This is a genomic window from Anaerosalibacter sp. Marseille-P3206 (genome assembly GCF_900155565.1).
Lineage (GTDB): Bacteria > Bacillota > Clostridia > Tissierellales > Sporanaerobacteraceae > FUHM01.
The window spans coordinates 174,560-189,387 of the sequence record NZ_FUHM01000002.1; the positions used below are offsets into that span (position 1 = coordinate 174,560).

The window sequence follows — 14,828 nt, forward strand, 5'->3', positions numbered from 1 at the left end:
AAACATTTGTTCGTTAATATTATTATAAACGAACATGAGTTCAGTGTCAATACAATTTTGAAAATTTTCGAACTCATGTTTGAAAATATAATATCTATATGCTATAATTAACATAAGATTATTGTATCTTTTTATATTGCCTATTTTTTCATATATTACTAATTATATGTTTACTAAAATCTATTATGTGAGGTGATATGTGTGTATGAAGATTTATCTCAAAAACAAGTTGAAATATTAGAATTTATTAAAAGAGAAATTCAAATGAAGGGCTATCCGCCAGCTGTTAGAGAAATATGTGCTGGAGTTGGTTTGAAATCAACCTCCACTGTACATAGTCATTTAGAGAAATTAGAACAAAAAGGTTATATTAGAAAAGATCCAACTAAGCCAAGAGCTATAGAAGTATTATATAAGGATGAAGATTTCATGTTTGGTCCTAAAAAAACAGTAGATATACCTATAGTTGGAAAAGTTACAGCAGGACAACCTATTTTAGCTGTAGAAAATATAGAAGATACTTTCCCTATTCCTGTATCATTGGCAGAAAAAGGTTCGATATTTATGTTGCGAATTCAAGGAGAAAGTATGATTGGTGCGGGTATATTAAATGACGATTTTGTATTAGTTAAACAGCAAAACAGTGCAAACAATGGAGATATTGTTGTTGCATTACTTGATGATGAGGCTACTGTAAAGAGATTTTTTAAGGAAGAAGATCACATTAGATTGCAACCTGAGAATGAAGCTATGTCTCCTATTATAACAACCAATGTTCAAATATTAGGGAAAGTAATAGGCTTGTACAGAAGAATTAGATAAGCTGGCTATATAGCCAGCTTATCTTTATCTATAAGATTATTTTCATATAAATTATTTAATGATTTCATAACTCCTAGTTTACAATGTTCATAGGTCAATCCACCTTGATAATATGCATAATATGGCTCTCTCATTGGTCCATCTGCACTAAGTTCAATTGAAGAGCCTTGTACAAAACCACCTGCTGCCATTATTACTTCATCTTCATATCCAGGCATATCAGATGGTATTGGAGCAAAATGAGAATCAACAGTTGAAGCACTTTGAATACCTTTACAAAACTCAACTATTCTTTCACTATTATTAAATTGCACCCCTTGAATAATATCACTTCTTATGTCATCAACTTCTGGTATAACTTTAAAACCCAGTCCACTATATACTATTGCTACCAAAAGCGCCCCTTTGACTGCTTCTGAAACAACATGTGGGGCTAAAAACAATCCTTGTAGAATATTTCTTGTCATTCCAAAAGTCAAACCACAATCTTTCCCAATGCCTGGAGCTGTCATCCTATTTGCAATCATTTCGATTAAGTTACTTTTTCCTACTATGTAACCACCAGATAAAGCTAATCCTCCACCTGGATTCTTAATCAAAGAACCAGCCATAATATCTGCACCAACATCTGTAGGTTCACTCAATTCTAGGAATTCTCCATAACAATTGTCAACCATTACTATTATATCTTTTTTACATTCTTTTATTTTTTTAATTGCTCTTTCCATTTCAGCAATAGTTATAGCTTTTCTATCACTATATCCGGTAGATCTTTGGATGGATATTACTTTACATTTGTTATTAATTCCTTTGATAACTCTATCTATATCTATATGTCCATTGCAATCTAAAGGGATTTCATCATATAATATGCCATAATCCATAAATGTACCCTTTTCATTGCCTTCTACCCCTATTACCTTTTGCAATGTATCATATGGACTTCCTGTAATTGATAATAATTGATCTCCTGGACGTAATAATCCTGACAATGCAAGAGTTATAGCATGAGTGCCTGAAGCTATAGTTGGTCTAACTAATGCATCTTCAGTATTAAATACATAGGAATATATTTCTTCTGTTTTATCTCTACCACCATCATCATATCCATAACCTGTTGTCCAATAAAAATCAGTTGAACTTAGCTTAGCTTTTTGCATTCCACTTATAACTTTATATTGATTATATTCCTTAATAGAATCTATACCTTTAAATTTTTCTTTAATTAATTGTTCTTTCATATTTACATAGTTAATAATTTCTTTATTTATACCAAATTGTTTACATAATATATTTACAGTTAACTCGTTCATTTTTTTCACCTTTCTATATTAAATTACATTTTAAATATAAACACAAAAGCCTCTGATTTTATCAGAGACATTTGTATGCTGAATACAATTATTCTTCTTCACTACCTCTACTTGTGTAGTTAATAGTTTTACTTGGAACTATTGTAGATATAGCATGTTTATAAATCATTTGTTGTTTTCCGTCACTGTCTAATATTATTGTATAATTGTCAAAACCTTTAACAATCCCTTTTAATTGATATCCATTCATTAGATAAACAGTTATACTAATATTTTCTTTCCTAGTTTTGTTTAGAAATACATCTTGTAAATTCATAGTTGTTTTCAATATTTACCCCTCCTTTAATTAATTTTTATTTAATAAATTTACAACATATCTAAAAATATAATCTGATGCTTCATCATAATTTTTGAAACTATCTAAATCAATCCATTTAATTCTATTATCTCTTCTAAACCATGTCAATTGCCTTTTTGCAAATTTTCGCGTACTTCTTTTAATTAAGTCTATAGACTCATCTAAAGTTAAATCTCCCTTAATATATGAAATGATTTCTTTATAACCCAAGGCTTGGAGAGAATTTAAATTCTCTGAATATCCCATATCTAATAAACTTCTTACTTCTTCAACTAATCCATTTTCAATCATTTTGTCTACTCTATAGTTTATTCTTCTATATAATTCTTCTCTTTTCATATTTAAACCTATCATAATCACATCAAAATCTTCATTATATTTTCTAAAATCTTTATAATAAATAGACATAGGTTTTTTAGTGACATAATATATTTCTAGTGCACGAATTATACGTTTCCTATCATTTATATGTATTCTATTTGTAGAGTCAGGATCAATATTTTTAAGCTCATTATATATAAATTCATTACCATATTTATCAGCAATTTTTTCATATTTCTCTCTAAACTCATAATTTGGAGGAACTTGAGTAAAGCTTAAATCATATACTAAAGAATTAATATATAAGCCTGTTCCTCCTACGACCATAGGAAGCTTATTAATATTATGAATGTCATATATATATTTAGTTGCATTTTCTTTAAAATCTGAAACAGTAAATTCTTCATCAGGATAAACTATATCAATTAAATAATGAGGAATTCCACTCATTTCATCTTTAGTTATTTTAGCCGTTCCAATGTTCATATATTTATATATTTGCGCTGAATCAGCAGATACTATTTCTCCATTAAGTTTTTTTGCAAGACTTATAGATATTGCTGTTTTACCAATACCCGTTGGTCCCACTAATAAAAACAAGGGTATTTTTTTTGCCATATAAATCATCCTTTACATAATTCTACTAAATTCTTTTTCTAATTCTCTTCTATTCATTTTAATTATAACAGGCCTTCCGTGAGGACAAGTATATGGGTTTTTTACTTCAAGTAGTTGATTTAATAATTCTTTTATTTCAATGTTAGAAATCTTGTCTCCACCTTTTATTGCATTTGAACAAGCTATCTTTGCAATCTTATCTGTATTTAAATCATAGTTACTTTTAATATCATCTTTAATATTATCTAGTACATCAAAAAATAGTTTTTCCATATTTGGTTTACCAAAAACTAAAGGTACACCTCTTAATGCAATTGTATTAATACCAAATTCTTCAATGTCAAAACCTAAACTAATAAATAAAGGCTTATGTTCAACTACTACATCCATCTCACTACTTGTTAAATCTATAATTAAGGGTGTAAGTAATTTTTGAATTACTACTTCCTCATTTTCAAATTCATCTTTGTATTTTTCATACATTATCCTTTCATGAGCAGCATGTTGATCTAATATATAGAATTCATCTTGATTTCTGTCTTCTAATATTATATAGGTTCTAAACAATACACCTACAATATTAGAATTAGTAATTGCATTTGAGATATTAATTGATTTCTCTCTTAAAGAGTAATCCTCAACTTTTGGATTATAAGTGTTAATTGATTCTTCTATGGAATTACATTCGTTAAATATGTCTTTATGATTTTTATAATTTTTATCAATAATTGTTTCATTAGATATATCTATTTTATTATCTACTTTATCTAATTTATTATCAAAAATTAGCTCATCTAAAAAATTCATAGATTCTTTTTCTGATCCAATTTGAGTTACTTCAATTTTAGGTATAGTAACAATTTCATTTAAATTGTTTTTAGTTATTTTATTAAATAAATTATTTAGTTCATCTTGATTAGTAAACTTAATTTCTTCTTTTGTTGGGTGTATATTTACATCTATCATTTTTGGATCGATTTTTATATATAATATAAATACTGGATACTTATTTATTGGTATTAATGATTTATAACATCCTTCTATAGTTTTTGTAATCTCGTCATTTTTTACACATCTACCGTTAACAAAAATATACTGATGTTTCCTATTACCTCTATGAAAATTATTTTTAGATAAAAAACCTTCAATTTCTATACTTTTATCATTATAAGAAAAATACTTTAAATTATCAATGAAATCTTTTCCTAAAACAGAGTAAATATTTGAACTAATATTACCATTTCCAGGAGTCTTTAATGTTATTTTATTATCCTTGATATATTTAAAAGATATCTCTGGATTACCTAGTGCTAGTTTATAGACAACATCACTAATAAGATTCCCCTCAACTGTATCCTTTTTCAAAAACTTTTGTCTAACAGGTATATTATAAAAAAGATCTTTAACAATCATTGAAGTACCTGTAGGACATCCAATCCAATCTTTATTAACTATCTTCCCTTCTTCTAATAAAACTCTTATTCCCTTTATGCTGTCTGATGTTCTAGTTAAAGTTTCCACCTTGCTTACCATACATATGCTAGCTAAGGCTTCTCCTCTAAAACCTAAAGAATATATGTTTTCCAAATCATCAATGTTAGAAATCTTACTAGTTGAATGTCTTAAAAAAGCTAAATCAATTTGTTCTTCTTTTATTCCCACCCCATTGTCAGTTACTCTAATATAATCTTTACCACCATTAGCTATTTGTATAATTATATTATTAGAATTTGCATCAATTGAATTTTCTATTAGTTCTTTGACAACTGAAAAAGGCCTCTCTATTATCTCTCCTGCAGCTATCTTACTAATTGTTATATTGTCTAATAATTTAATATCATTATTCATTGTTTTCTCTCCTTAGAGTTTCTTAGCCTCTTCAACTAAATCATACAAAATATTCATAGTATCCATTGGTGTCAATTTAATAACATCGATATTCTTAATTTTATCTATAAATTTTTTATTATTGTTATCAAAAAAACTTATTTGTTCTAGTGAAGTTTCTGTTGAGACATCATTATCAGATTCTTTGATTGTTATATTATTATTTTTTTGATTTTCAATGGACTTTAATATTTCACGAGCTCTTTTTATGATTGAATCATTTATTCCAGCTAATCTAGCAACTTCAATTCCATAACTTCTATCAGTACCTCCTCGAACTATTTTTCTAAGGAAAATTATTTCTTCTCCTTTTTCCTCAACTAATATATTATAGTTAACAATACCTTCCATATCTTCTTCTAATTTTGTTAGTTCATGATAATGTGTTGCAAAAAGTGTTTTAGCCTTTATATTATTAGCGATATATTCAATAACAGACCAAGCAATACTCAATCCATCAAATGTGCTTGTACCTCTTCCTACTTCATCTAATATTATTAATGAGTCTTTCGTTGCATTTTGAATAATATTTGATACTTCATTCATTTCAACCATAAAAGTACTTTCCCCTTGTGAAAGATTATCAGAGGCACCTATTCTAGTAAATATCCTATCTACAACACCAATATTAGCATACTCAGCAGGTACAAAACTTCCTACTTGAGCCATTAAAGTAATTATAGCTACTTGTCTCATATAAGTTGATTTTCCAGCCATATTAGGACCAGTTATTATTAATACTCTTTGTTTATCTCTATTTAAATAGGTATCATTTGGTACAAACATAGTTTCTTTTAACATTTTTTCAACTACAGGATGTCTTCCATTTTTAATTTCAATTATTCCATCATTATTTAATTCTGGTCTTACGTAATTATTAGTATATGCAACTTGGCTCAATGAATTTAACCCATCAATCTTTGCAATTATCTTGCTGACCATTTGAACTCTTTCCATTTCATTCTTTATCATATCTCTAACTTGAATAAAAACTTCATATTCTAATTCTACTAATTTTTCTTCAGCACCAAGTATCTTTGCTTCCATTTCTTTTAATTCAGGTGTTATATATCTTTCAGAATTAGATAATGTTTGTTTTCTTATATAATATTCAGGCACTAAGTTCAAATATGATTTGGTTACATCAATATAATATCCAAAAACTTTGTTGTATCCTATTTTTAAGGTTTTTATGCCAGTTTTTTGCTTTTCAGTATCTTCTAATTTAGCTAACCACTCTTTACCATGGGTAGAAATATCTCTAAGCTCACTAATTTCACTATTAAAATCAGGCTTTATAATTCCTCCATCCTTTATTGTAATAGGAGGATCATCTACAATAGAATTATCTATTAGAATATATAAATCATTTAAAGGGTCTATACTTTCTCCTAGTTGAATTAATTTTGAATTAGCAGTACTCATAAGCCTTTGCTTTAGGCTAGGAAGTACTTCAATGGAATTTTTCAAACAAATCAAATCTCTTCCATTACAATTTCCATATGCTATTTTCCCCATTATTCTCTCTAAATCATATATATCTTTTAAATACCCTTTTATTTCGTCCATTAAAATTATATCATCAGTAAAAGTTTCAATTATATCTAATCTATACTCTATATCTTTAATATTTAACAATGGTTGTTCTAGCCATCTTTTTAAAAGCCTTCCCCCCATTGCTGTAGATGTCTTATCTAATAACCATATTAGAGAACCTTTTTTTTCTTTGCCTCTGATTGTTTCATTGATTTCCAAGTTTATTCTTGTATTTAAATCCAATGCCATATAATTATCAATAGAATAATAAGAAATATTATTTATATGATTGGTTGTCATCTTTTGCGTATCTTGAAGGTAATCTAATAATATACCTGTAGATACAACAGAGTGTACTTTTCCATTTATATCTTTAAAACAATCTATAGAATTTTTATCAAAATACTTCATTATGCTTTCATTAGAAGACTTATAACTAATATCTTCATCTCTATATTTTGCTATATAAGGATTTATTTTATTTTCTATTGTTTTCTTTAACTTTTGATTTTCATAAACAATACTGTTGACAATTATTTCTGAAGGTATTATTTTGCCTAATTCATCTAATAATGCAATAGAATTATTTTTGATATTACCTTTAAATTCAGTAGTATACAATTCTCCTGTAGATATATCTACATATGAAATACCTACACCTTTATCATCCATAAAGACACTAGCTAAATAATTATTTGTTTTTTCATCTAGAACTTTAGAATCCATTATTGTTCCTGGTGTTATTACTCTTATAACATCTCTCTTAACTATACCTTTTGCAGTTGCAGGATCTTCTAATTGTTCACATATTGCTACCTTATAGCCTTTTTCAATTAATTTGGATATATAACTATCAGCAGCGTGATATGGAACCCCACACATAGGGGCTTTCTCTTTCTGGCCACATTCTCTCTTAGTCAGTGTAATTTCAAGTTCTTTAGATGCCTTAAGAGCATCTTCAAAAAACATCTCATAAAAATCTCCAAGTCTAAAAAATAATATACAATCATTATATTTAGATTTTACACTCGTATACTGTTTCATCATAGGTGTTAAATTATCCAAAAAAATCCCTCCATTTAATTAGAAGGTTAAACTATTTTTCCTTCCATTGTAAAAGTTTTAAAATCCGTAACTTTTACATTAACAAATTTTCCAATTAAATTTTTATCTCCTTTAAAATGTATTAACTTATTTGTTCTAGTTCTACCACTTAGAATTTTATCATCAGTTTTACTTACATCTTCTACTAATACATCAACAATTTTATCTTTATATTTTTTATTATTTTCATAAAAAATAGGATATAGAGTATCTAATAATCTTTCAAATCTCTCATGTTTTAAGTCGTCAGGTATTTGATCCTTCATTTTTGCAGCAATAGTACCTTCCCTTATAGAATATAGAAAAGTAAATGCGGAATCATATTTAACTTGTTTTACAAGTTCTAATGTATCCTGAAAATCTTTTTCTGTTTCTCCTGGAAATCCTACAATTATATCTGTAGTCAAAGCAATGTTTGGAATTTCTTTCTTTACTTTATCTATTAGACTTAAATAATGTTCCACAGTATATTTTCTATTCATACTTTCTAGTAATATATTACTACCTGATTGCACAGGCAAATGTAAATGTTCACAAACTTTTTCACAGTCTCTCATAGCATAAATTAACTCATCTGACATATCTTTTGGATGAGAAGTCATAAATCTAATTCTTTCAATTCCTTTTATTTTATTTACTTCCCTTAATAGTTCAGCAAAAGTAACTGGATTATCTAGGGTCTTGCCATAAGAATTTACGTTTTGACCTAGTAAAGTTACTTCTTTACAGCCTTCTTCTGCAAGTAGTTCGATTTCTCTTAATATATTTTTAGGTTCTCTACTGCTTTCTCTACCTCTTGTATAAGGAACTATACAATAAGTACAAAAATTATTACAACCATACATAATATTTACAAAAGATTTATAGCTATATTTTCTATTGTAATGTATATCTTCTAGAATTTCTCTACTGTCTTCTACTATATCTATCTCAGTTTTTCCCGTTTGAAGATGATTGTTTATTAATTGAGGTAGTTTATGAATATTATTAGGTCCAAAAATTAAGTCAACATGTTTAAGTTTAGTTGTTATATATTCTCTTATATTTTCTCTTTGTGGCATACAGCCACATATTCCTATTATTAAATCTTGTTTAATGCGTTTCAAATGCTTTAAAGCACCTAATTGACCATAAACTTTTAGTTCAGCATTTTCTCTTACTAAGCATGTATTAAATATAATCAAATCACTATCTTCTTTATTATCAGTTGGTTTATAACCCATATTTTCTAATATATATGATATTTTCTCTGAGTCATGATCATTCATTTGACAACCCATAGAATAAATAATGTATTTTTTCCCTTTTCCTAGACTCGCATATTTTTCTATTTCTTTGTTTAAACTCATTTATATACCTCCGTAAATCTTTTCATTGTTTTTATCTACATTATTATATCATATTTTTATGTCAACTCATAAAAACTTTATTCAATACATAAGTGAATAATACTATATTTATAAAAGAGAAGTACATATTTGAATTAATTGGTTGTTAAAAAATTAATCTAACTTTTAATAAATAATGTTTTATGGTATTATAGATGTGTATATAATAATCGTTTTTCATAATAAGAGGAGGGCTGTTTTTATGAATTTTTCTCAAAGAATAACATCTATGCAACAATCACCAATTAGAAAACTAGTACCTTTTGCCCAAGAAGCAAAAAAGAAAGGTAAAAAAGTTTATCACTTAAACATAGGGCAACCAGATATCAAAACACCAGATGAATTTTTCGATGCTGTTAAAGGATTTAAAGAAGAAGTATTGGCTTACTCTTTATCACAAGGAATGCCTGAATTAATTAATAGTATTAAACAATACTATGAAAAATATGATATTCATTTTGATGAAGATGAAATTCTTGTTACTAATGGGGGAAGTGAGGCATTAGTATTTTCTCTTATAGCAGTTTGTGACTATCAAGATGAAGTATTAGTTCCAGAACCTTTCTATACAAACTATAATGGCTTTGGTAACATGGCAGGTGTAAAAGTCGTACCTATAACTACAAAAGCAGAAAACGGTTTCCACCTACCTGAAAAAGCAGAAATAGAAAAAGTAATAACCCCAAGAACAAAGGCAATATTATTTTCAAATCCAGGAAATCCAACTGGTACCATTTATACAAAAGAAGAATTATATATGTTAAGTGAAATTGCAAAAGAGCATAATCTTTTCATTATAGCTGATGAGGTTTATAGAGAATTTGTATATGATGGATTAGAATCAATGAGTTTTGCAAAAATTGAAGATGTAAAAGACAGAGTTATTATAACTGATAGTATATCAAAACGATATAGTGCATGTGGTGCAAGAATAGGCTGTATTGCTTCAAAAAATAAAGAATTAATGAAGCAAATATTAAAGCTTTGTCAAGGAAGACTTTGTGTTCCAACTATTGAGCAAATAGGAGCAGCAAACTTAATAAATGTACCAGATTCTTATTTTAAAGAAACAAATGAAGAATATGAAAAAAGAAGAGATGTTGTATACGAAGCGTTAAAGAAAATGGATGGCGTAGTATGTGAAAAGCCTCATGGAGCATTTTATGTTATTGCTAAGCTACCAATAGACGATGCAGAGAAGTTTGTAGTTTGGATGTTGCAAGAATTTGATATAGACAACGAAACTGTAATGATGGCACCTGCGGAAGGATTCTATGCAACTAAAGGTTTAGGTAAGGATGAAGTTAGAATTTCCTATTGTCTAAATGTAAATGATTTAGAACGAGCTATGTACTTATTAGATGAAGCATTAAAAGTTTATCCAGGTAGAAAATAAATCTAAAAAGAGCAGGTATTACCTGCTCTTTTATAACTTAATATTAAATTATAATCTAAATATTTTTTTAAAGATATTCTTATTTGAATTTTCTTTTCTCTTAATCTGTTCTCTTAACTCAGCAACTTCATATGATTTTTCTTTTACTTTCATTTTAAGCTTCGCATTTTCACATATTAATACATCTCTTTCTTTACTACTTATTTCTTTTCTAAGTTTTTCTAACTCATCTTTTAGCTCTAAAATCAATTTTTGATTATTATCATATTTTAATTCCAGTAATGGTTTTAAATCATCATATATCTTTTCATATAGATTAGTACTTATTTCACTACATAAACTTCTAGTATCAATTTTTTCTAATGATGTTAATCTTGTTAATGCTAATTCATCTTGTTCATCAACTAATTCTTCTGGAGATTCTATTATTGTTTTTATTTGCTTATTGTTAAAGCCTTTTTCTTGTAATTCCTTTATATATTGAAATAATTCTATTTCCTTATAAGTATAGTATCTGTGATTTGATTCATTTCTTGGTATATCAATTTCAAATTCCTTTTCATAATATCTAAGTACATGAGGAGGATAATCTATAATCTCAGCCATTTCTGAAATTGTATATTTTTCATCAATATCCATCTCTTCTTATACCCCCTTAAAATACAGTTCTCTTATATTATTCTCTAACAATTGTATATTTCCTTTTTATATTATAAATGTTTTTCATTTTTTTAATGACATATATTAACATAATATAATTAAAATTATTTATTTGTGCCAAAAAGATAAAATGGTCGACACTATCTTTCAAATTAATCATATATACAGATAAAATAATTTTGGTTACATATTAAAATAGGTTAAAAAAAAGACTGGCTTAGCCAGTCTTTTCTAAATCCAAAATAATTTTCCGTCAATGAGTTTCAAGAAAAGTTATCCATATTTTATTGTTTTGATAGTAGCTTTTCTTAGAATAAGATTTCTTTTTCTAATATTTTAGTTAGTAAATCGATAGAAGATAGTATATCATTTTTAGATGCCATTTCTACTGTTGAATGAACGTATCTTGTTGGTATTGAAATAACTCCAGATGGAATACCTTCTCTAGTTAAATGAATAGCACCAGAATCAGTACCACCAAATTCTAACACTTCCATTTGATATTTAATATTATTTTCCCTTGCAACATCTTTCATTAGTTCTTTTACTTTAGGATGAGTTAAAATAGAATTATCTTTAACTTTAATAGCAGTACCTTTACCTAGACAAACATCAAATGTCTTTGCTTTAGGAGTATCCCCACTGCCTGTTACATCCAATGCGATACCCATATCAGGATTTATCCTATAAGCTGAAGTTTTTGCACCTCTTAGACCAACTTCTTCTTGAACTGTAAATACAAAATATAAATCATTTATATTATCTTTGATTTTTTTAATTGTTTCAATAGCTACAAAGCATCCAACTCTATCATCTAGACATTTAGATGATACTACATTTTCATTTTCATCATATTCTGTTTTGTAAACACATATATCTCCTATATTGATTTTAGCTTCAGCTTCTTCTTTGCTAAATACTCCTATATCAATATACATATTTTCTAAATTAAGTTTATTCATATCTTCTACAGGCTCACTACCTATTATTCCTACAACTCCATTTTCAAATACTACCTTTTGAGATAGTGAAACAAATGGAGAAATACCACCTACGTTTGTAAACCTTAGAAAACCTTTATCATCAATATGTGTAACCATAAGGCCTATTTGATCCATATGAGCAGCAATCATTATTTTTTTACCATTACCTTTTTTTCTAGCAATTAAATTACCTAGTGCATCTACTTCAATTTCATCTACATAATCTTTAATTTCTGATTTAATAAATTCTCTAACATTGTTTTCATTGCCAGATGGAGAATAAATACTTAGTAAGTTTTTTAATAATTCACTATTAAAATTCATTAAAATCCCCCTCTTCTATTTTATTAATAATAGCTAATAATAATTTATGTGTATTATAATAATCTTTTTTAGACATAACAGATACAGGTGAATGTATGTATCTGCAAGGAACTGAAATAGTAGATGTAACAGATCCCTTTTTAGCTAAATGAATTTTACCTGAATCATTACCTCCAAAAGTTGTTTTCCTAAACTGATAAGGGATATTATTTTCTTTAGCAATAGATACTATTTTTTGTCTTAAATTAACATCAAATAATGTTGTTCTATCCATTAATGAAATTGCAGGACCATGTCCAAGTTTTGTTGGTATCATATGGTCTTCAGTGCCAGGAGTATCTGCACAAAGAGTTCCTTCTAAGATAATACTAATATCTGGTTCAACACTATAAGCTGCAGGGCCAGCTCCAACAAGCCCTACTTCTTCCATAACTGTAAATACTCCATAAAAACTTAAATCTGTTTCTTCTTTTAGTAGGTCTATAAGTACACTGCAACCAACTCTATTATCAAGTGCTTTAGCTTTAATAAGATTATTTCCGAATTCTATATATTCACTATTAAACATAACGTAATCACCAATAGAAACTAATTTTTCCGCTTCTTCTTTAGTATTAACACCTATATCTATATATAGATTTTTTATATCCAATGCTTTAGACCACTCATCTTTGTCCTGTAAGTGAATTGGTTTTGAACCTATTACACCATTTATTTTATTTTTTCCTATTCTAACAGTTTTAGAAACTAATATTCTTTTATCAATTCCACCAACAGTTGTAAATTTTAAAAGTCCCGAATTATCTATACCTGTAATCATTAGGCCAACTTCGTCCATATGAGCAGTAATCATTAGCTTTGGAGAATCAATTTTACCTTTTTTATATGCAATGATATTACCGATTTTGTCTACTTTGATATCTGTAACAAAGTCTTTTATTTCATTTAATATTAAATCTCTAACTTCCTTTTCATTACCAGATACGCCAAATGCTTCTGTTAATTCTTTTAATAACATAAGAATCCCTCCAAATTATCTTTAGAAATTGACCCTATAAAGAAGGCTAATAATTTAGCTGTATTTTCTATGTCTGTCATATTTATAACTTCAACTGAAGTATGCATATATCTTAGAGGAATTGATATACATAGCGTTGGAATACCTTCTCTAGTTATCTGAATACTTCTTGCATCTGTTCCTGTTGGGCCAGGACATATTTCAAATTGTATTGGTATATTATATTCTTTTCCTACTTTTGAAATATGATCCCTTAGCCCTGGGTGAATATTTCCTCCAATAGTTATACCAGGACCTTTGCCCATTTCTAATGTTTCTTCTTTGGGCAATTCAGGTGTAGACCCAAAACCTACATCTATAGCTATACCTATATCAGGATTAATGTTGTAAGTACTTGTAATTGCACCTCTTGTTCCCACTTCTTCTTGCACTGTTGATACAAAATATACGTCTGCTTCATGATTTATTTTGGATAGTTCTTTAGCACACTCATACATTGTCGCTATTCCAGCTCTATCATCAAGAGCTTTAGAAGTAACTGATCTGCCTTGTAACTTGTTTAAACTCCTTCTAATTGTTACATAGTCACCAATACTTATTAATTTTTCAACTTCTTCTTTTTCATAACCGACATCAATAGACATATCTTCTTTTTTTACAGCTTTATCTCTTTCAGAAGGTTCTTGGAGATGTGGAGGTTTAGCGCCTATTACACCAAAGATATCCTCTTTTCCATGTACGATTACTTCTTGTCCCAATAAAGTTCGAGGATCTATCCCTCCTATATTAGAAAACCTTAAAAATCCATTGTCTTCAATTTTTGTTATAATTAGTCCAATTTCATCCATATGGCCAGCTATCATGATTTTTATTTTTTTATCATCTACTTTTACATTGCCTTCTTTAACTGCAATAATATTCCCTAGCTTATCGATTTCTATTTTTTCAGTATATTTTCTAAAAGCTTCAATAATTGATTCATTAAGTCTACTTTCGTAACCAGATACACCATCTAAGTTACATAATTTTTCAAGAAACAGGTCTGTAATCATAACTATGCCCCCTTTTATATATGATATTTATATTATAACATAAAATTG

At 27.8% G+C, this 14,828-nt stretch carries 12 protein-coding genes; 2 read left to right on the top strand and 10 right to left on the bottom strand.

The genetic code is table 11. From position 1 onward, the window contains the following. The first annotated feature begins 201 nt into the window (after window positions 1-201). On the top strand, window positions 202-822 hold the full coding sequence (gene lexA / locus BQ9840_RS02085) for a transcriptional repressor LexA (RefSeq protein ID WP_077367580.1): 621 nt from the start codon (window positions 202-204) through the stop codon (window positions 820-822). A gap of 5 nt (window positions 823-827) precedes the next feature. Here lexA and BQ9840_RS02090 read toward each other — a convergent pair whose 3' ends face one another. From BQ9840_RS02090 to miaB, 6 genes are all read right to left on the bottom strand, one after another. Beyond that, on the bottom strand, window positions 828-2,135 hold the full coding sequence (locus tag BQ9840_RS02090) for a methionine gamma-lyase family protein (RefSeq protein WP_077367582.1): 1,308 nt from the start codon (window positions 2,133-2,135) through the stop codon (window positions 828-830). A gap of 88 nt (window positions 2,136-2,223) precedes the next feature. Beyond that, complete coding sequence (hfq, locus tag BQ9840_RS02095) at window positions 2,224-2,463, bottom strand: RNA chaperone Hfq (RefSeq protein WP_369800159.1); 240 nt, start codon at window positions 2,461-2,463, stop codon at window positions 2,224-2,226. Between the two features lie 18 nt (window positions 2,464-2,481). Continuing rightward, window positions 2,482-3,432 carry a tRNA (adenosine(37)-N6)-dimethylallyltransferase MiaA gene (miaA, locus tag BQ9840_RS12360; RefSeq protein WP_097677451.1) on the bottom strand — a complete coding sequence of 317 codons (951 nt, stop codon included), beginning with the start codon at window positions 3,430-3,432 and terminating at the stop codon, window positions 2,482-2,484. Between the two features lie 12 nt (window positions 3,433-3,444). Continuing rightward, window positions 3,445-5,280 carry a DNA mismatch repair endonuclease MutL gene (gene mutL / locus BQ9840_RS02100; RefSeq protein ID WP_097677452.1) on the bottom strand — a complete coding sequence of 612 codons (1,836 nt, stop codon included), beginning with the start codon at window positions 5,278-5,280 and terminating at the stop codon, window positions 3,445-3,447. Between the two features lie 12 nt (window positions 5,281-5,292). Further along, window positions 5,293-7,920: a DNA mismatch repair protein MutS gene (gene mutS, locus BQ9840_RS02105; protein WP_077367586.1), complete on the bottom strand. Its 2,628-nt coding sequence runs from the start codon at window positions 7,918-7,920 to the stop codon at window positions 5,293-5,295. Window positions 7,921-7,946: 26 nt separating this feature from the next. Beyond that, window positions 7,947-9,308: a tRNA (N6-isopentenyl adenosine(37)-C2)-methylthiotransferase MiaB gene (miaB, locus tag BQ9840_RS02110; protein ID WP_077367588.1), complete on the bottom strand. Its 1,362-nt coding sequence runs from the start codon at window positions 9,306-9,308 to the stop codon at window positions 7,947-7,949. 241 nt (window positions 9,309-9,549) lie between these two features. Here miaB and BQ9840_RS02115 point away from each other — a divergent pair, with 241 nt between their 5' ends. Beyond that, window positions 9,550-10,743, top strand: coding sequence for a pyridoxal phosphate-dependent aminotransferase (locus BQ9840_RS02115; RefSeq protein ID WP_077367590.1), 1,194 nt, complete (start codon window positions 9,550-9,552; stop codon window positions 10,741-10,743). Window positions 10,744-10,791: 48 nt separating this feature from the next. On the opposite strand, the gene BQ9840_RS02120 is transcribed toward BQ9840_RS02115, so the two are convergent. The 4 genes from BQ9840_RS02120 to BQ9840_RS02135 form a co-directional block, all read right to left on the bottom strand. Further along, on the bottom strand, window positions 10,792-11,382 hold the full coding sequence (locus BQ9840_RS02120; RefSeq protein ID WP_077367592.1) for a MerR family transcriptional regulator: 591 nt from the start codon (window positions 11,380-11,382) through the stop codon (window positions 10,792-10,794). Window positions 11,383-11,711: 329 nt separating this feature from the next. Then, a complete protein-coding gene (locus tag BQ9840_RS02125) occupies window positions 11,712-12,710 on the bottom strand; it encodes a M42 family metallopeptidase (protein ID WP_077367594.1) in 999 nt (332 codons plus the stop codon). Further along, window positions 12,700-13,728 (bottom strand): M42 family metallopeptidase, encoded by a 1,029-nt coding sequence (locus tag BQ9840_RS02130; RefSeq protein WP_077367596.1) that lies wholly within the window; start codon window positions 13,726-13,728, stop codon window positions 12,700-12,702. Before BQ9840_RS02130 ends, BQ9840_RS02125 begins: the two co-directional genes overlap by 11 nt. Then, window positions 13,719-14,780, bottom strand: coding sequence for a M42 family metallopeptidase (locus BQ9840_RS02135; protein ID WP_077367598.1), 1,062 nt, complete (start codon window positions 14,778-14,780; stop codon window positions 13,719-13,721). Before BQ9840_RS02135 ends, BQ9840_RS02130 begins: the two co-directional genes overlap by 10 nt. Between the last annotated feature and the right edge of the window lie 48 nt (window positions 14,781-14,828).

What these genes read in the sequence shown, in the direction of transcription:
- miaB (WP_077367588.1), bottom strand. Translation starts at nt 9,308, where the DNA reads ATGAGTTTAAACAAAGAAATAGAAAAATATGCGAGTCTAGGAAAAGGG.
- miaA (WP_097677451.1), bottom strand. Translation starts at nt 3,432, where the DNA reads ATGGCAAAAAAAATACCCTTGTTTTTATTAGTGGGACCAACGGGTATT.
- BQ9840_RS02130 (WP_077367596.1), bottom strand. Translation starts at nt 13,728, where the DNA reads ATGTTATTAAAAGAATTAACAGAAGCATTTGGCGTATCTGGTAATGAA.
- mutL (WP_097677452.1), bottom strand. Translation starts at nt 5,280, where the DNA reads ATGAATAATGATATTAAATTATTAGACAATATAACAATTAGTAAGATA.
- BQ9840_RS02120 (WP_077367592.1), bottom strand. Translation starts at nt 11,382, where the DNA reads ATGGATATTGATGAAAAATATACAATTTCAGAAATGGCTGAGATTATA.
- BQ9840_RS02135 (WP_077367598.1), bottom strand. Translation starts at nt 14,780, where the DNA reads ATGATTACAGACCTGTTTCTTGAAAAATTATGTAACTTAGATGGTGTA.
- BQ9840_RS02125 (WP_077367594.1), bottom strand. Translation starts at nt 12,710, where the DNA reads ATGAATTTTAATAGTGAATTATTAAAAAACTTACTAAGTATTTATTCT.
- BQ9840_RS02090 (WP_077367582.1), bottom strand. Translation starts at nt 2,135, where the DNA reads ATGAACGAGTTAACTGTAAATATATTATGTAAACAATTTGGTATAAAT.
- BQ9840_RS02115 (WP_077367590.1), top strand. Translation starts at nt 9,550, where the DNA reads ATGAATTTTTCTCAAAGAATAACATCTATGCAACAATCACCAATTAGA.